This window comes from Paenibacillus sp. FSL H7-0756 (genome assembly GCF_038006765.1).
Classification (GTDB): domain Bacteria; phylum Bacillota; class Bacilli; order Paenibacillales; family Paenibacillaceae; genus Paenibacillus_AQ.
In genome coordinates this window covers 932,175-951,392 of sequence record NZ_JBBOVT010000001.1, presented here as the reverse complement: position 1 = coordinate 951,392, position 19,218 = coordinate 932,175, and the positions used below count along the sequence as shown (strand labels likewise).

Below are 19,218 nucleotides of genomic sequence, written 5' to 3'. Positions count from 1 at the left end.
GCCCCGGTGCTGAAATGGATATATGACCCATATCACGATTTTACACATTTTTGATCAATTACGGCTGTTTTTCGCTGGTGTGGCAGCAGCTATACTGAGATTGTAAAGCGCTTTCAAGAAAAACAAAACAGGGAGGTTATGGTATGAAACGATTTTGGTCCCTCTTCTTGACCGGCTCCTTAACGATCGCGGTTGCACTGTCCGGTTGCTCCGGTAATAACTCCAAGGCAAACGAGACGGCAGCCGGAACCCAGGATGGCGGCAACGCAGGCAAGGATGAGATTACCCTCTACACTATTCAGTCCACGAATCCTAAATTTCAGGATTGGCTCAAAGAAGCGGAGGAAAAGAGTGGCGTGAAGATCAACTGGGTCGCCGCGCCGACCGATTCGGACACCCGCCAGCAGAAGGTATCGACGATCCTTTCCTCCGGTGACAATACCGTTGACATCCTTGAGATCAATGATGAAATGGCAACCTCTTTTAAAAATGCCGGTTGGCTGGAGCCGCTGCAGGATACGGTCCTGACTGATGATGTGCGGAAACAGCTGCCGCAGGGCTATATGAAGGATATGCTGACCTCAAGCAAAGGTGATCTGATCGGCGTCCCCAGCTACACCGGTTATCTTGGCCTGTGGGTCGATCAGAAGAAGCTCGATGCCGCAGGCATGACTTCCATTAACAACGAAGAAGACTTTGTGAAATTTCTGAAAGCGACGACCAAAGACGGTCAGTACGGATACGGCGGCTCCTGGGAAAAGACGTATGTCTTCAACGAAATCGCGACCTTCGTCAATCTGTTCGGCGGCGATTACTTTGACTGGAGCAATGAAGGCAGCCGCAAGGCAGTCAAATTCATGTACGACATGGCCAATACCTGGAAGGTCACACCAGTGGATCAAATTGCGGACAAATATGAACAGATGAACCAGAAGTTCATCGACGGCAAATATGCTTCCGTCTTCATGTGGGGGACCGGTACGGATTACAAGCAGGCGAACCGCTACGGTGAAGATCAGATCCATATGATCAATATGCCGGAATTTGCGAAACGGAGTATCTTCACGGATTCCTGGAGCTATGTCCTGAACTCGGCTTCCAAGAACAAGGATGCTGCCATTAAGTTCCTGAAATATGCCGCCAGTGAAGACGGTGAATTGAACGGCTGGAAGAACTTTGACCGCTATCCGGCCAGAGCGGATGTTGCGGCCCAAGAAGAGGTTACCGGAGACATCAAGACTATTTACAGCGAGATCCAATCGACCAACGAGGTGCATGGGCGTCCGATGCTGCCGCAGACGATGGAGTTCATCTCCGAGATGGGAACGCTGTTTCAGAACTACATCCAGGACAAAATTACGCTGGATGATTTCTGCAAAAAAGCACAGGAAGCCGTTGAACGTTACAAATAATCAGGGCCATTTCCCGGCAGCACAAGCAGGCTGATCTGTAGATGCCTGCTTGTGCCGCCCCTATTCTACGGATATGGCTAACCTGCGAGGAAGGTGCATTTCATGTATGCCAGCAAAAAATATTGGATGATTGCCTGGATTCTTGTACTGCCGGCGCTGCTGATCCGGATCTTCACGACCATATATCCCATTATCGAAACCTTCCATATCAGCTTGTTTGAGGTCAAACTGCTGCAGGGCATCCGCAGGTTTGTCGGCTTGGATAACTATGTTCAGCTTTTCCACGATTCGAAAATGATTACCTCTATCCGGTTTACGGCCATTTTCGTTGTGGGATCGATGATTGGCCATATTGTGCTCGGAATCATCCTGGCGCTAATTCTCAATATGAAATTCAGCGGACAAAAGGTGCTCCGAACCATCGTGCTGCTTCCCTGGGCCATGCCGATGGTCGTGATCGCGATGGCGTCCAAATGGGCCTTCAACAATGAATATGGTCTGATCAATGACTTTATCCGCCGGTTCGCCCCTTCCTTCAATCTGGACTGGTTGATCTACACCAATACAGCCCGCAGCGCCGTAATCGCCGTGGACCTATGGAAGGACCTGCCCTTCTTCGCCATTCTGGTGCTGGCCGGTCTGCAATTCATCTCCTCGGACATGTATGAGGCCGCCAAAATTGACGGAGCCGGAAGCATCCGCTCCTTTTTCAGTATCACGCTTCCGCTTATTTCCAGGAACATTCTGATGCTCAGCATATTCTTTACCATGTGGCGCATCACTTCCTTTGATGTTGTATACGCGATGACAAGCGGCGGGCCGGGTGAGAGCACCGCACTTATTGCCTACCGGGTAACCACCGAAGCGTTTACGAATCTGAATACCGGCTACGCCGCTTCGATTGCCGTCGTGCTGTTCCTGGTGATGGCTGTACTCAGCGGGCTCAGTATGTCGGCAGCCAAACGCGTAGACTATTAAGGAGCGATATCCTATGATCCCCAAAAACTCCAGATCTGTGCCGCTGACCCTGACCATATGGGGACTCGCTGCCATTGTCGCATTTCTTATTCTTTTTCCGCTGTGGTGGATCTTTATTTCTTCCATTACACCGGCCGGAGAGCTATTCTCCAAACCGGTCAAGTACTGGCCGGCCCATCCGACCTTGGACAGCTACCGTTATCTGATCAAGAATGTTGGCCTGTTGCCCAAAATAGGAAATACCGCAATTATTGTGGGGCTATCCATCCTGATTGGTATGGTCATCTCCGTCATGGCTGCCTTCAGTTTTGCCCGTTTCCGCACCAGAGGATTATCCATTGCCGTCGGCTTCCTGCTGGCCTCCATGCTGATTCCCGATGTGGTGACCGCGCGGCCGCTGTATGATTTTCTGCGCAGCGTTCATTTATACGATACGTATACCGGCCTGATCATCCTGTATATCAGCGGTATTCTTCCGTTCACCATCCTGATTCTGCAGAACTATCTGAATGATATTCCGGTCTCCATCGAGGAATCCGCCTCTATTGACGGCTGCGGCTTTTTCCAGTCGATGTTCTATGTGACGATTCCGCTCCTGAGACCGGCGCTGGCAACAGTATGTATCGTCAACTTTATTACCTGCCTGAACAATTTCTTCACACCGCTGTTCTATTCCAATGGCATCTCTGTGCTCTCAACAGCTATTACACAGTTGCCTCTTAGAGACAATATGTACGCGGTGCCCTGGGATCTGGTTAGTGCTATGGGCTGGATCATCATTCTGCCCATCATTATATTCGTCGCCATCTTCCAGAGACAGATCATGGAAGGCATTATGGCCGGCGGCGTCAAAGGCTGATTACCGAGAGGAGAAGAACAAATGAATATCAACCCGTTCCAGGGAGGACTGTCGTCGCTCCCTCTGATCAAGACCGGCAGAAGCCGGGCCATTAACGCAGAGAATCCGCACGGTGAAAAAGGAAAAGGAGGGATGGCCTCCGGCCCTCTCGGCCCCTCCCGCAAAGGCTCCCCCTGTATCCGGGATGTGGCGCCCGGGGCAACTGTAACGCTGGCTGAGATCAGCGGCCCTGGCATTATCGAGCACATCTGGATTACGGTGACTGATCATACCGAAGCGGATACTTTTGTTCTGCGCGATCTGGTGCTGCGCATGTATTGGGACGATGAGACGGAGCCTTCCGTTGAGAGCCCGCTGGGCGATTTCTTCTGCAATGGCTTCGGGAGAGGCTGCACCGTCAATTCCCAGCCGATCGTTGTCAATCCGACAAGAGGATTCAACTGCTATTTTCCGATGCCGTTCCGGAGCAAAGCCAGAATTGAAATCGAGAACCAGCATGAAGCGTCAATTCCTGCCTTCTTCTACCAGATTGATTATTGCCTGCATGACGAGCTGCCTGAAGATACGGCTTACTTCCACGCGCAATGGAAGCGGCAGCGGATCACGGATAAAGCGGAGGATTATATCATTCTCGACAACGTCAAAGGCCGCGGCCAATATGTCGGAACCTACATGGCACTTACCACGCTGGAGCGCTACTGGTGGGGAGAGGGCGAGATCAAGATGTATATCGACGGCGATAAGGAGTATCCGACCATCTGCGGCACCGGCACTGAGGATTATTTCGGGGGTGCCTGGAGCTTTGCGACTCAAAAGGACGGCAAGACGATCGAGAACACGTACTGCACGCCATACATGGGCTATCCCTACTATTCCAGCCATGACGAGGCCGTCCATAATCCGTACCACAATGACGATGCGCCGCCCATGCGTGGATTTTACCGCTGGCACATTCTGGACCCCATCCGGTTCCAGGAGGATCTGAAGGTTACCATTCAGCAGATCGGCGTGTATAAAAAGGGGCTGTTCGAACGCCAGGATGACGTGGCATCGGTCGCCTATTGGTATCAGACTGAGCCGCATCAGCCTTTCACACCGCTGATGGGCAAGGAGGAACGCTGGCCGCGCTAATAAGCGCGGCAGCAGGAACAACGGCTTGTTTCCTCTTTGGGGGGATGGCGTTTATACTGGATGTGCAGCCATCTTGATTGACGAAGGGATATGCCATGAAGCTTAGATCCATGATCTTGACTGCCCTTGTGCTGGTCCTGGCCGTTATTGGCACGGCGTGCCGGGGGAACAATAACCAAGTCGTGAATGACTCCGGCCCGGCAGGTGCGACCGCAGAGCCGGCCCCTACACTCAAGATCTTCAATTTCAAGGTCGAAATGGCCGAGCAGCTGGACACCCTGGTCAAGCGGTATCAGGAGGAGACCGGCGTGAACATTGAAGTTGATACCTGCGGCGGCGGCTGTGATTATAGTGCGGGACTTAAGACAAAGTTCAACTCCGGTGATAAGCCCGACATTTTTTTTGTGGCAGGCTACACCGATCTCGAGTTGTGGCAGGAGTATCTGGAAGATCTGTCCGACCAGCCATGGGTAGACGATATGCTTGATTTGGCCAAGCCGGCTATTACGAAGGACGGCAAGATTTACGGGATGCCGCTCGCCCTGGAAGGCTGGGGCTTCATTTATAACAAGGACCTGTTCCGCCAAGCTGGCATCCATTACACTCCCGCCACGCTGACGCAGCTGCGGGAAGCGGCCGCTAAGCTTAGGGCGGCCGGCATCCGTCCTTTTGAGAACGGCTATGCCGAGTGGTGGATTCTGGGGAATCATCTGCTTAACACCGCATTCGCCCAGCAGCCAGATCCGCTTGCATTTATTGAACGGGTGAAGAATGGCAGCGCCGCTCTGACAGACAATACGATATTTAAGCAATGGACGAACCTGATAGATTTGACCGTCGAGTACGGCCAGCCCAATCCGCTGCAGACGGATTATTACACACAGGTTGCTAACTTTGCGAACGGACGCGCCGCCATGATGCAGCAGGGAACCTGGACGCAGCTGCAGCTCGACAAGCTCCACCCGAACCTCAATATCGGATTTCTGCCGATGCCGATCAACGATGATGCCCAGGCTATGAACAAGCTTCCTGTTGGCGTTGCGAATTATTGGGTGGTGCTGAAGAACTCAAGAACAGAGGAAGAAGCCAAAGCCTTCCTGCGGTGGCTCGTATCTTCCCGCACCGGCCAGGCGTTCATCGTGGATGATGCCAAGCTCATTCCGGCGTTCAAGAGCATTCCGGCAACCGAAGCTAAGCTGGGTCCCCTGTCCGGGGAGATTCTGTCCTACATCAAGGAAGGCAAGACACTCCCCTGGTTATGGCAGCTGTACCCCGGCTACGAAGCGAACACCTGGCAAATGGCCACGCAGATCCAGTCGTATATCGGCAAGAAGATCGGGAAAGAAAAAATGCTTCAGGAATTCCAGAACATCTGGGACGACATGTCGGCAAAAGAAGCTAGCGAATAGCAGAGCCGCAAAAGGGAGATCAACAGCTGTTTATCGCTGCTAATCTCCCTTTTTGTAACCCAATCGTTGGTACGTTAGCCCAAACGGTGTGATTTCAATGCTATTGATTCCGGGCAACTCACGTTGATGATCCTCTACCGGAAATTTTCTACACTCTCATGCAGAAAGGCTTCCAGCTTACGCGGCTCTCTGCCGAGCAAGCGCTGCACAGTGTCATTTGGACGTTCTGGAACTACCGTAGCCATGGATTGAATTTCCACAACATGGTTCGCAAGCCAAGGAGGCATATGCCCGTGTTCGATAAGATTACGGAGTAGTTCCTGGGGTTCCAAGTTGATGTAACTGATTGGCCTATTAAGCAGAGCGGATAGCCGATCCGCGATCTGAGGATAGCTGACAATCTCTGAACCCGTAAGCGTATATACTTGGCCGGACACCTCAGGGTTAGTTAGAGCTTCTGCGGCAACATCTGCGATATCGCGGCAGTCAATGAAGTTACATGGTGAATTGCCCATAGAGCCGAAGAAAACATTTTGGGTTGTAATTGTTGGGGCAAAGCGCATTATGTTTTGCATGAACGCATAAGGCCGCAACACGGTGTGGGTGAGACCTGATTCCCTCAGCGCATTCTCGATTTCTTGATGCCAGCCCGCGACTGCTACGGGAGCGCTTTGCTCAAAGGCAGGGCTGGATATTTTCACGATGTGTTTGATTCCAGATTCGCCTGCAAGCTGAATGATTGAAGTTTCCCATTCGATTTGTCTTGGACTGTTGGACAGGGCGAGGAAGAGCTGGCTGGCACCTGTAAAGGCGCGGCGCAGCGATTCGGGGTCAGCAGCATCTACCCATGCGACCTCGATAGCCGACCGGCCTTTTTCTCCGATCTGATTACGCAGCTTCTCCGGCTCTCTGCTCAGAGCCCTGGCGGGCACACCAAGATCAATCAAACGTTCCACAAGCGCACGGCCTATCGTACCTGTTGCTCCCATAATAACTATCATTTTTTCATTCTCCTTTTGGATGACAATTTAGTTGCGGCGGCAAGACGCCACCGCCATATCACTATCGTGCTTGCTATGAATCCGGACAACGGGAAGTCGATCCAGATGCGGTCGGCCCAGGCCAAGTGAATGCCCGGCATCATAATGTCTAGTACACCGGATGTCACCCATGCCGCGCATAGGCCACACAAGGACCCGGCTAATGCGAACCCTCCTACCACAACCAAGTGAAGTGCGCCTAGAACCCATCGCATATCGCCCACTCGGCTGCGTAACAAAAGGCCCATCAGCAAGGCCATCAGGGCCGATGCACCGCCGATTGTGGTCAATGCCCCTATTTGAAGCCCCCTGTCAGCAGTGATCAGCCCCCCAATACTTGCCATGATGGCAGGAGCAGCATAGGCCATTACAACTTCACGCCATAATACAAAGGCCTTATTCCTGGAACCAACCGTCTTGATACCGTAAGCATCATCGGTCTGATTCGGGTATTTTATCTGGTTCATTTCGTTGCTCCCTTCTTTCTTTGAGATCATTCAATTTCATGGCTTTCAGCGAAATATAATTAGGTACCTAACTATATGGGAGTAAAAATAGGCTAGCATTACTAGCCCATTCTACTCATTACTGATGTTTCATTGCGGTTTCGAGCCTGGTTCGTTCGTAAGTGCAGCGATGCCCTGTGTAACCCGGCCCAGCAAGTCGAGAAATACGCTGCGCTCATCGCTACTGAGTAAGCCCACCATGGCTTCCAGCCAGGCGAAATGCTCAGGAGCCATTTCACGTAGCTTCTTATCTCCTTCTTCCGTCAAAACAACCGATCTCTGACGGCCATCTTCTGAGCTTAATCGCCTGGATACCAGGCCATCACGTTCAAGAGTGTCGATCAGACCCGTCACTGTAGCACGTGTAACGCCTAAATGCTCCGCTAATTGCGAAGGCAACTCTTCTCCTTCGTTATCCTCAAGATCGGCCAATACACGATATCGGCCTGTGGATAAGCCGAATCTGGAGAAATGAACCTCGGAGGCATGCCCAAGCTGGGCCCCAGCTGCCATTAGCCTAGACGCGACAAGTATAGCTTGTGCGTCAATGTCGAGGTTATAGCGGTCAATCTGACGCTTGGATTGTACAAGGGAGGGAATAGCCTCCATGTCATTTAATTTATTATTCTTGTTGTTCATACATGTAGTATGGCACCTAACTACTTTGGTGTCAACCTGCTATTTGCAGGACTCAATCGTATATTACATTCTTCCCTTCTTCAGTTAGTTTTTTTAAAGACAGGAGCATATGATTGATTTCTTCATCGGAATGTCTTTCCCATGAACTTAATTCCGCTAATATCTTCAGAGGGGATTTAGACCGGTATGAACGTGTTGGGTTTCCGGGAAATCTTTTATCAGTCAAATTCGGATCATTCTCGAACTCACCTACGGGCTCCACAATATAAATTCTCTCTTTTGAATTTGAGTTGGATTTTGCTAATTCAGCCCCCCATTTAGCAGCGTCTAACGTTGCCGTAAAATAGATATGATTCGATTTTTTATCCTGATAATTGGATAAATACAAGGGTTCAAGCAAGTCTCCTATTTTCAATTCTGCTTTCGTCCCATGGAAGAACGGACCTGGATCTAAGATGTTTTTGTTGTCATTCATATAGGCACACCCCTTTAGGTTTTGACTTTCGTATAAGAGTATAAGGCTACAGGGGCGCAAATTGTAGTCTATAAAAAAATTCCAAATCCGGTTATAATATAAGTAGAGAGTTATATATTTAGCACCGGAGCTTCAACCTTTTCGCTGTCTGTAACGGCAAATTGTCAGCTTGATTGGATATAAACGATATAGCGGAAATTTTCAATGGCCTTGATCATTCGGGAGGGAACTCTACCCAGGTGATTATAAAAACTGAACGGAAACTTAAAAACATGTCCAAAATCCCAGTCATGATGGGCATAATCCCTAGACCAATATTCATATTCAATCGGCAGCCATTCGGACCGTTCTGCGCGGGCGAAGTCCTCTTTTAAAATAGCTGACATGGCCGAGATCGAACAGAATATTCAACGCATGCGAGAAGGTCAGCATATGGCCTATTAAATCGTGATGAGCTTCCGCTCTATAAATGGTACGAAAAGAAGACAATTCAGTTAATATGAATGCTGACAGCTGCCCGGCATTCGCAATAGCGGGAAAATGATCGTTCTCATCAATCTCCAATTTCCTCACATCAGACACGGAATACCCGATCCAAGATCTCCCGGGGATAGACTTGTCGAAAGAACGAATCAATGTGGAGATTCCCAGGATTTCATCCTTCGTCCCCCATCCCCCCAGCTCTTGAATGGCCAACAAGCTTAGCGCCGCATAGATCACATTGTGTCCGACCCAATGCAGCTCATCGATCCCGGGCTCCAATGATTCCAGGATCATTTTTTCCGCGGCTCCAGGATCTATTCCAACCACGGGAGGAGCTGCTCCTCGGGATGAATGTTTATCGAGCATCGTCCCGGATTGAGCCATTATTCTGTTAACGGTATCCTCAGACGTCGAGTTTTCTTTTACAAAAAAATGACCTGCAATCGCCGCCGCCCCAAAATGCGCTTCCCAAACATCACCCGTCACGCTTTTACATTGAGAAATAATCCATAGTCCGTCTTCAAGCATGCTTCTGGCCATTCTTTTCCCCCCAATGAACTTGTCGCATGTATGGTGAACCTCACCGGTTCTGTGCTCCCCACTCGCATAACTGCTCCAACACAGGCAGCAGCGTCTGTCCTTTCGTTGTCAGCGAATACTCCACTTTGGGCGGAATCTGCGGATACTCCACGCGCTTCACCAGCCCGTCGGCCTCCAATTCCTTAAGCTGCGCGCTGAGTACCTTGTACGTCACCGCTCCGAGCTGTCTCTGCATTTCATTGAATCGGATAGACGGATTGGCGGACAGCAGATACAGAATTGCCATCTTCCACTTCCCGCCGATTACGGACATCGTATAACCGAACGGAGTGTCTTGGATCACCGTTTCCTTGCCCTTCAGATCAGAAATGCCCATGTTCACACTATCCTTTCGGATAGTAGCCCACTTCTTTGTGCGTACTATCCCTTTATTTTTGCTCAGTCTATAATAGCCTTACTTTAAAGTAAAGGGGTTAAGACATGACGACCATTCGCACGTACAACCATAATCTCTGGGATCACGGGATTTCGCAGGGGTACCTTGTTGACAACACGCTCTATATCTCGGGACAGTTCTCCCATGATGCGGAGGGCAACTTCGTCGGAGCAGGCGATATTCAGGCACAGATGACGCAGACGCTGGAGAATTTGGATACCGTGTTAGAAGAGTTCGGAGCAACAAAGGATAATCTGGCTTACGTGGAGCTGTATCTGACGAATGCGCAGGAGCATGGGGAAACTGCGATCGGACTTTTCAAAAAGTATGTCGGAGCGCACCGGCCGGCGGGGAGCATGATCGGGGTGACTTACCTGGCATTTCCGGAACAGTGGGTAGAGGTGCGGGCTGTGGCGCATGTATGATTCCGTGCGGCAGGGCAGCGAGGAAATTACCTTTTGGCGCTAATGTGAATTTATTTCCCATACAAGTGGAAACGACTTTGCCATCCTTTTAGGGACGGCACCGTTTCAGCGAGAAATAGAAGGATAAGTTATCGTGTGCAACATATAAATCCTTATATTTTGAAAAAGGAGAGTCAGACCCGTTAAAGGTCTGACTCCACCTGCTCCTCAAACCTTTATGGCAGCAGTCCCATATACATAAGCTCGGACGGATTAGCCGGGTTGTGACCCAAGCCGACCCGATCTCCGGCGCGCGGAATTTGGATTTTCGATACGAGCGTTTCTAGTGTCTTCTGATACGTTCTCCCATCGTTCTCCGTCACGTTCAACACGAGGACGAGGATCGGATCGAAATTGATGAGCTTTCCCGTATCCGTCACGGATACGACGACAGCGGTTGCACTAAGCGGCACGGTGCCGCTCGATGCCAATTGCGCCTGTTTTGCCGTAGCCAGACTTTGGTTAATGAGATCCTTGTGTTCTTTGGAGACCATGGTTTTCATAACTAGCCCCGATATTCCTTTGTTCATTATCTTTTCTGCCTTCTCCAGACGATCCTGCGGTTCCTTCTTTTTTCCGAACAATCCCCACATACGCTTCACGCCTCTCTTCGTTTGATTTGTCGTTGTATCTTAACTGTATACGATTGCCATTAACCCAGACAATAGTATCGGCGGCATACAAACAAGTGAGCGATAATGCGGGTTTTCCTTCCGATTCACGGTTCATTTTTTTCCAAATGGGGCTTTCTTGCAAAACTAAGAGCCTCAGACGTTATTCAATGCTCCATGGGTTCTAAAATTTTGTATTTAAACCTGACGGGAAGGCCCTCCCCCGCCGTTATTCCTTAATAAATATACCAGCTTCCGGTAATACATGGACGATTCCTTATAGCGGCGGCCTTCCTCACACACCACCGCCAACGCTTCGTACAGCTGCTCAAGACGCATCTCATGCTGGTTGGATTCGAAATAAGGCAAGCATTCCAGCGCAAGGTTCTGAAATTTCTCCATGTCCCCTTGGGACAGCGCCAGCTGGCTCTCATAGAAAGCCAATGCCATCTCCTGATCCGTATTGGTGCGGGAAATTCGCAGCCGCTCAATTCCATGCGAGAGCAATCCCCAATTTTTCTGGGCAAAAGCGGCTTCACACCGATATATGGTCGTAACCGGCTCAAGCTTCTTCCGGGTCTCCTCCGGCTCCTTGGCGATCATTGCCTCGAAACGGGCGATTTCGTCCAGCGCTTTATCCAGCTCTCCAGTCATCGTCAGCATAACAATCCGGTTGTTCATAATCGTCGTGATCACATCGCCTGGCTGTTGTAAATAAACGAGGTTGGCTTCGGCCATCGACAGCGAACGCAATGCTTCCTGCACAAGGCCCATCGCGAAACAATAGCCGCTGTATGCCACATACAGACCGGATAAACGGTGAAACAGCCGATCATCGACGATTTGCTGCATGGTTTGCTCAAACACCTGCTTTGCCTGCTCGAACTGTTTCAGCAGAATGCATGATTCCATCCTGATGTTCTGCGCCATGAGCCATACTTCCGACCCCGGCTCCACAAGCCCGATTAGGCGGTTCACATCATCCAGCACGTTGTAATAAAGGCTTTTGGAGCGGAAATACTGGATTTTGTATAGCAGAAGCGCCTTTTTTAAGGGTAATGGCAGATCGACTTCGTCAGGCTTTCCGTACTTTTCCAAATAATGATTCAGGTAGGATTGATGCAAGTAGTCGTAAGCGGTCTGATCGTTCATCTGTTGATAGTAAACGGCTTTCATAAGGGCAGTCGTTAACTCTACGACGAGTGCATCATCCCGATCGTCCAGAGCATCCACGTAGCTTTCGGATACCGCCCCCTCGGACATGGTCTGGAAGATGTGTTCCGCCCGCTTCAGCGCCTGCTCATCCGTAGTTACCGCGGCGGTCAAATAGCTGACGGGGACGCCCAGACGGCCCGCAATATGCTCCGACAAATCGTCGGCTAACGGATACCTGCCTGCTAATATATTGGCAAAATGGGCCTGCGTAACGAGTCCCTCCACAAGTTCTTTCCTCGATATTTGCTTTTTCTTGCACAGAAGCTCGATACGTTCCTTGAGCATAAGACTCACCTCTGCCTTCTACCTATTTGTGGTTCTATACGATATATCGGAAATTTTCAATGGCCTTGATCAATGGGAAGGAAACTCTACCCAGGTGATTATAAAAGCTGAACGGAAACTTAAATACATGTCCAAAATCCCAGTCATGATGGGCATAATCCCTAGACCAATATTCATATTCAACCGGCAGCCATTCAGACCGGTCGGCCTTGATCAATGGTTGACGGTCAACAGGAGAGCTTAATTGGACCGGATATTCCGCTTCAAGATTGTGACTGGCCCGAAGGACTTTAACCAATTTAAGAAGCGGGAGAAGTCCTCTTTTAAAATAGCTAACATGGCCGAGATCGAACAGAATATTCAACGCATGCGAGAAGGTCAGCATATGGCCTATTAAATCGTGATGAGCTTCCGCTCTATAAATGGTACGAAAAGAAGACAATTCAGTTAATATGAATTCTGACAGCTGCCCGGCATTCGCAATAGCGGGAAAATGATCGTTCTCATCAATCTCCAATTTCCTCACATCAGACACGGAATACCCGATCCAAGATCTCCCGGGGATTGACTTGTTAAACGAACGAATCAATGTGGAGATCCCCAGGATTTCATCCTTCGTCCCCCATCTCCCCAGCTCTTGAATGGCCAACAAACTTAGCGCCGCATAGATCACATTATGTCCGACCCAATGCAGCTCATCGATCCCGGGCTCCAATGATTCAAGGATCATTTTTTCCGCATCTCCAGGATCTATTCCAACCACGGGAGGAGCTGCTCCTCGGGATGAATGTTTATCGAGCATCGTCTCGGATTGAGCCATAATTCTGTTTACGGTATCAAGAGGGATCGGGTTTTCTTTCACAAAAAAATAACCTGCAATCGCCGCCGCTCCAAAATGCGCTTCCCAAACATCACCAGTCACGCTTTTACATTGAGAAATAATCAATAGTCCATCCTCAAGCATGCTCCTGGCCATTCTTTTCCCTCCTCCAATGTACTTGTACTTACCTCTCCTATGATACGGTTAAGCTTAACAGGTCTATCGGCGAAAAAAAACAACCATTGACGACTCCAGGTCATCAATGGTTGTTTGCATTACTTATCAATCAGGTCAGTTACTTTGAGCATTCTTGCGATCAATGCAGTGACTTCAGCACGAGCCATTGGTGCTTTTGGATTAAGGGATTGCGGTCCATTCCCTTGGATGATTCCTGCCTGGATCAGCTGAGCCACATCGCCTTGTGCCCAAGCCGCTACGTTTGTTCCATCCGTATAAGATGCCAGTGTAGAAGCGATCTGCTCTTGACTTGGCACATCTTCGGATTGAATCAACCGGTACGCGCGGGCAATCATCGCGAATCCTTGCTCTCTCGTAATCTGCTGATTACCTTTGAAGTTACCGTCATCATAACCGCGAACAATATCAAATTCATTGGCAATCGCTACAGAGTCTTTGTACCACGCAGAAGCAGGTACATCGGAGAAATCAGCTTGCGTTACATTTTGACGCATTAAGCCTAGTCCAGTCACTACAATCTCTGCAAACTCAGAACGGCTTACACTCCGGTTAGGCGAGAACGTGTTATCTCCATTCCCCTTCAGACTCAATCTTGCTGCAATGTTGTTGACATCCGCTTTGCTCCAATGGTTTCTTACATCATCGAAATCCTGAGGATTCCAGATCACCGAGTAAGTACCACTGCTGCGCAAATCATTAATAAGTGCGAAATACCGGTTATTGATCTTCGTAACAACCGTTGGTACATGGAATACGGTGCCGTCCGGGTTGACGATAACGCCTGTTGTAATCCGGTTCGGGTCAATGCCTTCCGGAAGAGCAATGCTTTTCGGCGCATAACCTTTCAATAATCCTGCTCTATCTGTTTTCCCGTCATGCATAAAGCTCAAATCGAGATCAACAGGATGTACAAGCAATTCATAGCCGGTCAGAGTTGCCTTCTCGCGGGCAAGGTTTGTTACATCGTCTGCAGAACGTTTGATCTTGATGTTCACGGCAATATTGCTAATTGGCGCGTTGCCGAACTGTCTGCTAATTGCGTTCACATCAAGCTGTCCTGCAGGAACCGGGTAAATCGCCAGCACATCTTCAACATCCAGACTGGACCCGGTATCAGCAATCTTCTTCAGATCTTCAAGCGTCAGACCTTGAACTTCGACATTACCATTACCCGGTACGCGGATGCCGAGTTTATGTCCCTTACCGTCTGCAATGAAGCTGGCAAGTTTATCCGGATCGATGGTAACCATCGCTTGGTCTCCATTTGGTGTTACAGTGCCCGTGGCAAACGATTGATCCGCACCGTTGACGGTAGTTACAATGTTCGTATTTTCCGTCGCCGGAGGGGTAGGTGGAGTAATAGGATTGTAGGTCCCCGAATTGCTTCCACTGCCGTCGCTACCACCGCCATTGTTGCCGCCGTTACCGGGAGCTTTCTCACGCACGATGATATAGATGTATTCATTGATTAGCTCGCCGGCTGTATTAAAGACACCGACTCTGATCTCATTCTCACCTTCATTAAGCGGCAGCTTATTCCACTTGTCAGAAGCATACTCTACATTATTTACGGTGATTTTCACCTGAGTATCGTCTGGATATTTTGCGACTGGATTCAGGCTGATACCATAAACGTTATTGGTTACTGTACCCTTATAATTCTTATTCTGATTTGGATCGAATTCAGGAGTTAATTGGATAGCTTGGCTGCCTTCATTCGTTAGACCAACCAGGTTTATTTCTTGCAGTTCTCCACTCGTTACAATGAGATCATCCAGCGCCTTTTGCAACTCGGCCAGCGCCCGATCTACCTGTTCCTGCGTAGCCTCTGGATTGTTCAGCATGGTGTTGGCCTCCGTAAGCTCAAGCTCCAGCTTCGACCAGCTTTCTGCCGTGTACTCTTTCTTGTCGAGCGCGCCTGCTTCGCTTACCTTAGCTTCTAGAGCCGTCTTGTCGACTTTAATCTTCTCCAGTTGGCCGATCGCGTCGGTCAACTTGGTCACCGCTGCATCTACTTGTTCCTGCGTAGCTGTTGGATCATTCAGCACGGTGTTGGCTTCCGCAAGCTCCAGCTCCAGCTTCGACCAGCTTTCAGCTGTGTACTCTTTCTCGTTGAGTGCGCCTGCTTCGGTCACTTTCCCTTGAAGAACGGTCTTGTCGACCTTAACCTTCTCCAGTTGGCCGATTGCGTCGGTCAACTTGGTCACCGCTGCATCTACTTGTTCCTGCGTAGCATTCGGATCGTTCAGCACGGTGTTGGCTTCCGCAAGCTCCAGCTCCAGCTTCGACCAGCTTTCAGCTGTGTACTCTTTCTCGTTGAGTGCGCCTGCTTCGGTTACTTTCCCTTGAAGAGCAGCCTTGTCGACCTTAACCTTCTCCAGTTGGTTGATCGCGTCGGTCAACTTGGTCACCGCTGCATCTACTTGTTCCTGCGTAGCATTCGGATCGTTCAGCACGGTGTTGGCTTCCGCAAGCTCCAGCTCCAGCTTCGACCAGCTTTCTGCCGTGTACTCTTTCTCATTGAGTAAGCCTGCTTCGGTCACTTTCCCTTGAAGAACGGTCTTGTCGACCTTAACCTTCTCCAGTTGGTTGATCGCATCGGTCAACTTTACCACCGCTGCATCTACTTGTTCCTGCGTAGCCTCTGGATTGTTCAGCACGGTGTTGGCTTCCGCAAGCTCCAGCTCCAGCTTCGACCAGCTTTCTGCCGTGTACTCTTTCTTGTCGAGCGCGCCTGCTTCGGTCACTTTCCCTTGAAGAGCGGTCTTGTCGACCTTCGTTACGGTATATGTCACTGAATCTGACGGTTCCGAATCCACATAGGCATCATTATCCGACTTCGCATTTACAGTTACCTCGTAGCTGCCGGGCTCCAGTCCCAATGTCGACAAATCGAGTTCTGCTCCATACACGGCTTTGGTAATACTGGTGCCGTCACTTAACTTCACCGTTACTTCATAATTGTCTGCATGGTCTACAGGACCCCAGGATAGCATGTCCTTATTCAATTGAGCATTAGGCTTCGCAAGCTTTATAATATCCTTGTCAAAAGCATCTACAGGAACTCCGTTACTCCCCTTCAAGTTCCCTTTTCCGCTATAGGACACAGTTACCGTCTTGCCGGCGATGTCTGTTCCGGATGGTAATGTAACAATCAGTTTTGTGGTGTCCACCGGATCAACCTTAATAGTAACCTGACCCATCGGCACCTCTGTACCATCCATTTCAACGAAGAAACCAGTTGAATCAGTTAGCACTACATTTTGATCAAAAGTGAAGACAATTTGTTTACTATCTGTTGTAGCTTGATCAAGTACCGCACTTATCAGCTTAGGGGCTGGCGCTGCAATCGTGAAGTATGAACCATTATTCAAGTCTTCACTGCTAAGCGTCACTTTACCGTCAACTAGTTCGTAGAACTTGTCCTGATGATCGAATTGATCGTCTGCACTGACAACTAAATATAGAGGCCATTGTTCAGCCGTTTCTACTTTATCTACTTGGAATGTAACCTGAACAGGTGGCCCAGATGCCGAAACTTTGTCGGCCCAGTTAGTTTTCTCCACCTTGTAAATGCGTGCAGTATGCTTTAGACTTTCATTGTCTTTATCAATTGGACTAATGAACTCTGTCCCAGCCCCATTATCGCTAAAAACAAAAAATGATCTGTCGTTAGCAATCTCCTCGTTATTCTCTTCATTAGAATTAGCTACCATAGCTCCTAATGAAATCGCTAAATTGGCGCCGTTATCTTGAGATTTCGATTGTTTCTGATTCAATGCCCCTTTATCGTCACGCCCGATTCCGGTGATACGGGTACCGTAGCCCTGATTATTAGCTGCAGTCCACATCGTAGAGGTTTGCCCTGCCGCATGATCACTTGTGACATAATCGATTAATTGACCACTAGCATTTTTCAATGTCAGACCATACTTCAAAGCGAGGTAGCTGTTAACCTTATGGCGCTCAGTCTCACTTAATTTTTTGTTGAATACAATGACTTCGGAGATGGAGCCGTTAAACCGGCTATAGTGACCTGCACCAATGTATACTTTGCTGCCGGCGGCAAGAGTAAAATTAACTTTATGTTGATCTCCGGCACCGTTAATTGGATTCAACTGTTTTCCATCTAAAGAAAAAGACCATTGGTCTTGATTAGGATTTCCAGAGTCTGCTGCACTCCATATATTCATAACTCGTGTTTTCTTCAAGTCAAATCCTGTGACATCAATATCTTTAGACGAATCCGAGCCAAAATAGGTACGAATCAGATTGCCTGATCCATTTCCATATGCAGAAGTCGCGGCATACTTACCACCTAAGTCCCAAGGAAAACCAGCAAAATTACTGCTTGCTTGAACTGAGAATACTTCCCGTTCTGTGTCCTGTGTAGTACCTAAAGAAGCTTTTTTGAAATAGGTAGTAGACGAAGTTACCTGAATAGCGGGATTATAGTTCACAGCATTAGCGCTATATGGAATAATTCTGTCGGTCTCATTTCGGTCCCATATTTCATTAATGGCCAAATCTTGTAACTCGGTAACTCTGCCACTCACAGGCTTAGCGCTCTTGCCTACATCTACCCAAGAAATCAATCCATTACCTACTCCCACCCCGCCAGGGGCAGGTGCCTTTTTCCATACCAAAGCATTGCCTTCTCCATACGCAGCAAATATAGATGGGGTGTTGTCCGCAATCAGATTCTCGATACCCTTCAGATCCCTGGAAATGGCCTCCCCAAACTTGCTTCCTTCCGTCATCCCGGTTTGCACAGTGATGCCCGCTTTCCCGGTGAAGTCTCCGTTCAGATAAAGAAGATTAGAGCTTTTCAAATTAACGTTTTGGCCCTTGCCCGATGCAATCAAATTCGCAGTAATCTGTCCAATTCCAGACAGGATGAATTTACCTGCTGTGACTTCAACGCCTCCGCCAGTATTCCCTGTAATTCGGCCTCCACTCATAGTGAATTCCCCATTACTCATAAGGATCGCACTCGTAGCCGTACCAGCATACTTATTACCGCTGATTTCTCCCCCGGTCATTTTGACAGTCGATGCCGGATCACTTACGTAAATTGCACTTGCCGGCAAGTTATAAATATTATTATTCCGTAAATTCGCGCCATCTTCTATGGTTAGACTTGAAGCACCGTATACATTAACGATTCTTCCAGCAGACGAAGTTCCCATGCCGTCAATGATGATATTCTTCAATGTAAGGTGACCATCAAGCAGATCTAGAAGTGTTCCACTACCCCCACGCTTAATCACAGCAGTTTGGGAGGCATTAGGATCTGTTGTGATTGTAATTTGTTTGCCCCCTTTGAGCTCTAGGAACTTCCCGGGCTGAACGGGTGACAAAGTGATATCATCCATGACATATATTGTTCCCCCGCTGACCACCTCTTGATTGGCTTTGGGGAGAGTGGCATAGGGCTTATCTTCGGTCCCGTCACCTGTACTGTCATTGCCATTGCTTGCTACATAAATATCCGAAGCATCAGCGTAGCTCACTGAAGTTCCGAAGCTTAATCCCATGCCCGTGAAAACAAGAGTAAAGATCAGAAACATAATTCCAATTTTCCGCAAATTCATGTTGTTGCTTACCATTTAGTTCATCCCTTTCTGAAATCGTTTTGGTATGTAATAGCACTCTAAATGCAAATGCGCCGAATCATATGACATACCTCACAATTGTAAAATAGGGACCTATACAAT

15 protein-coding genes and 1 pseudogene are annotated in these 19,218 nt (G+C 48.9%); 6 read left to right on the top strand and 10 right to left on the bottom strand.

Going from position 1 to position 19,218, the window contains the following annotated elements; all coding sequences use genetic code 11:
- The first annotated feature begins 143 nt into the window (after window positions 1–143).
- The 5 genes from NST04_RS04220 to NST04_RS04200 all read left to right on the top strand — a co-directional run bounded on the left by NST04_RS04220 (window position 144) and on the right by NST04_RS04200 (window position 5,789).
- Complete coding sequence (locus NST04_RS04220; protein WP_341183269.1) at window positions 144–1,412, top strand: sugar ABC transporter substrate-binding protein; 1,269 nt, start codon at window positions 144–146, stop codon at window positions 1,410–1,412.
- A gap of 102 nt (window positions 1,413–1,514) precedes the next feature.
- Entirely contained in the window at window positions 1,515–2,390 is an 876-nt protein-coding gene (locus NST04_RS04215; protein WP_341183268.1) for a carbohydrate ABC transporter permease, read from the top strand.
- Between the two features lie 13 nt (window positions 2,391–2,403).
- A complete protein-coding gene (locus NST04_RS04210) occupies window positions 2,404–3,249 on the top strand; it encodes a carbohydrate ABC transporter permease (protein WP_341183267.1) in 846 nt (281 codons plus the stop codon).
- Between the two features lie 21 nt (window positions 3,250–3,270).
- Complete coding sequence (locus NST04_RS04205; RefSeq protein ID WP_341183266.1) at window positions 3,271–4,380, top strand: glycoside hydrolase family 172 protein; 1,110 nt, start codon at window positions 3,271–3,273, stop codon at window positions 4,378–4,380.
- Between the two features lie 95 nt (window positions 4,381–4,475).
- The gene (locus tag NST04_RS04200; protein WP_341183265.1) at window positions 4,476–5,789 is read left to right on the top strand and encodes an ABC transporter substrate-binding protein; all 1,314 of its coding nucleotides are present in this window, start codon (window positions 4,476–4,478) and stop codon (window positions 5,787–5,789) included.
- A gap of 134 nt (window positions 5,790–5,923) precedes the next feature.
- Here the strand turns inward: NST04_RS04200 and NST04_RS04195 are convergent, their stop codons facing one another.
- The 6 genes and pseudogenes from NST04_RS04195 to NST04_RS04170 form a co-directional block, all read right to left on the bottom strand.
- Entirely contained in the window at window positions 5,924–6,790 is an 867-nt protein-coding gene (locus NST04_RS04195) for an SDR family oxidoreductase (RefSeq protein ID WP_341183264.1), read from the bottom strand.
- Window positions 6,787–7,326, bottom strand: a complete 540-nt coding sequence (locus NST04_RS04190; protein ID WP_341183263.1) for a hypothetical protein — start codon at window positions 7,324–7,326, stop codon at window positions 6,787–6,789. The genes NST04_RS04195 and NST04_RS04190 overlap by 4 nt, the downstream gene beginning before the upstream one ends.
- A 99-nt stretch (window positions 7,327–7,425) precedes the next feature.
- Window positions 7,426–7,974, bottom strand: a complete 549-nt coding sequence (locus tag NST04_RS04185; protein WP_341183262.1) for a MarR family winged helix-turn-helix transcriptional regulator — start codon at window positions 7,972–7,974, stop codon at window positions 7,426–7,428.
- Window positions 7,975–8,026: 52 nt separating this feature from the next.
- Entirely contained in the window at window positions 8,027–8,449 is a 423-nt protein-coding gene (arr, locus tag NST04_RS04180) for an NAD(+)--rifampin ADP-ribosyltransferase (protein WP_341183261.1), read from the bottom strand.
- 164 nt (window positions 8,450–8,613) lie between these two features.
- Window positions 8,614–9,472: pseudogene (locus NST04_RS04175) on the bottom strand (hypothetical protein).
- A 40-nt stretch (window positions 9,473–9,512) separates the two neighbouring features.
- On the bottom strand, window positions 9,513–9,848 hold the full coding sequence (locus tag NST04_RS04170; protein ID WP_341183260.1) for a winged helix-turn-helix transcriptional regulator: 336 nt from the start codon (window positions 9,846–9,848) through the stop codon (window positions 9,513–9,515).
- Between the two features lie 104 nt (window positions 9,849–9,952).
- Between NST04_RS04170 and NST04_RS04165 the strand changes: the two genes are divergently transcribed.
- Window positions 9,953–10,333 (top strand): RidA family protein, encoded by a 381-nt coding sequence (locus NST04_RS04165; RefSeq protein ID WP_341183259.1) that lies wholly within the window; start codon window positions 9,953–9,955, stop codon window positions 10,331–10,333.
- A gap of 215 nt (window positions 10,334–10,548) precedes the next feature.
- Here the strand turns inward: NST04_RS04165 and NST04_RS04160 are convergent, their stop codons facing one another.
- The 4 genes from NST04_RS04160 to NST04_RS04145 all read right to left on the bottom strand — a co-directional run bounded on the left by NST04_RS04160 (window position 10,549) and on the right by NST04_RS04145 (window position 19,095).
- Window positions 10,549–10,965, bottom strand: coding sequence for a hypothetical protein (locus NST04_RS04160; RefSeq protein WP_341183258.1), 417 nt, complete (start codon window positions 10,963–10,965; stop codon window positions 10,549–10,551).
- A 216-nt stretch (window positions 10,966–11,181) separates the two neighbouring features.
- Complete coding sequence (locus NST04_RS04155; protein WP_341183257.1) at window positions 11,182–12,483, bottom strand: helix-turn-helix domain-containing protein; 1,302 nt, start codon at window positions 12,481–12,483, stop codon at window positions 11,182–11,184.
- A 34-nt stretch (window positions 12,484–12,517) separates the two neighbouring features.
- Window positions 12,518–13,459, bottom strand: coding sequence for a hypothetical protein (locus tag NST04_RS04150; RefSeq protein WP_341183256.1), 942 nt, complete (start codon window positions 13,457–13,459; stop codon window positions 12,518–12,520).
- A 119-nt stretch (window positions 13,460–13,578) separates the two neighbouring features.
- Entirely contained in the window at window positions 13,579–19,095 is a 5,517-nt protein-coding gene (locus NST04_RS04145) for an S-layer homology domain-containing protein (protein ID WP_341183255.1), read from the bottom strand.
- Window positions 19,096–19,218 lie beyond the last annotated feature (123 nt).

Excerpts from the sequence above, each read along its gene's own strand:
- NST04_RS04220 (WP_341183269.1), top strand. The coding sequence starts at position 144 with ATGAAACGATTTTGGTCCCTCTTCTTGACCGGCTCCTTAACGATCGCG.
- NST04_RS04215 (WP_341183268.1), top strand. The coding sequence starts at position 1,515 with ATGTATGCCAGCAAAAAATATTGGATGATTGCCTGGATTCTTGTACTG.
- NST04_RS04210 (WP_341183267.1), top strand. The coding sequence starts at position 2,404 with ATGATCCCCAAAAACTCCAGATCTGTGCCGCTGACCCTGACCATATGG.
- NST04_RS04205 (WP_341183266.1), top strand. The coding sequence starts at position 3,271 with ATGAATATCAACCCGTTCCAGGGAGGACTGTCGTCGCTCCCTCTGATC.
- NST04_RS04200 (WP_341183265.1), top strand. The coding sequence starts at position 4,476 with ATGAAGCTTAGATCCATGATCTTGACTGCCCTTGTGCTGGTCCTGGCC.
- NST04_RS04195 (WP_341183264.1), bottom strand. The coding sequence starts at position 6,790 with ATGATAGTTATTATGGGAGCAACAGGTACGATAGGCCGTGCGCTTGTG.
- NST04_RS04190 (WP_341183263.1), bottom strand. The coding sequence starts at position 7,326 with ATGATCTCAAAGAAAGAAGGGAGCAACGAAATGAACCAGATAAAATAC.
- NST04_RS04185 (WP_341183262.1), bottom strand. The coding sequence starts at position 7,974 with ATGAACAACAAGAATAATAAATTAAATGACATGGAGGCTATTCCCTCC.
- arr (WP_341183261.1), bottom strand. The coding sequence starts at position 8,449 with ATGAATGACAACAAAAACATCTTAGATCCAGGTCCGTTCTTCCATGGG.
- NST04_RS04170 (WP_341183260.1), bottom strand. The coding sequence starts at position 9,848 with ATGGGCATTTCTGATCTGAAGGGCAAGGAAACGGTGATCCAAGACACT.
- NST04_RS04165 (WP_341183259.1), top strand. The coding sequence starts at position 9,953 with ATGACGACCATTCGCACGTACAACCATAATCTCTGGGATCACGGGATT.
- NST04_RS04160 (WP_341183258.1), bottom strand. The coding sequence starts at position 10,965 with ATGTGGGGATTGTTCGGAAAAAAGAAGGAACCGCAGGATCGTCTGGAG.
- NST04_RS04155 (WP_341183257.1), bottom strand. The coding sequence starts at position 12,483 with ATGCTCAAGGAACGTATCGAGCTTCTGTGCAAGAAAAAGCAAATATCG.
- NST04_RS04150 (WP_341183256.1), bottom strand. The coding sequence starts at position 13,459 with ATGGCCAGGAGCATGCTTGAGGATGGACTATTGATTATTTCTCAATGT.
- NST04_RS04145 (WP_341183255.1), bottom strand. The coding sequence starts at position 19,095 with ATGAATTTGCGGAAAATTGGAATTATGTTTCTGATCTTTACTCTTGTT.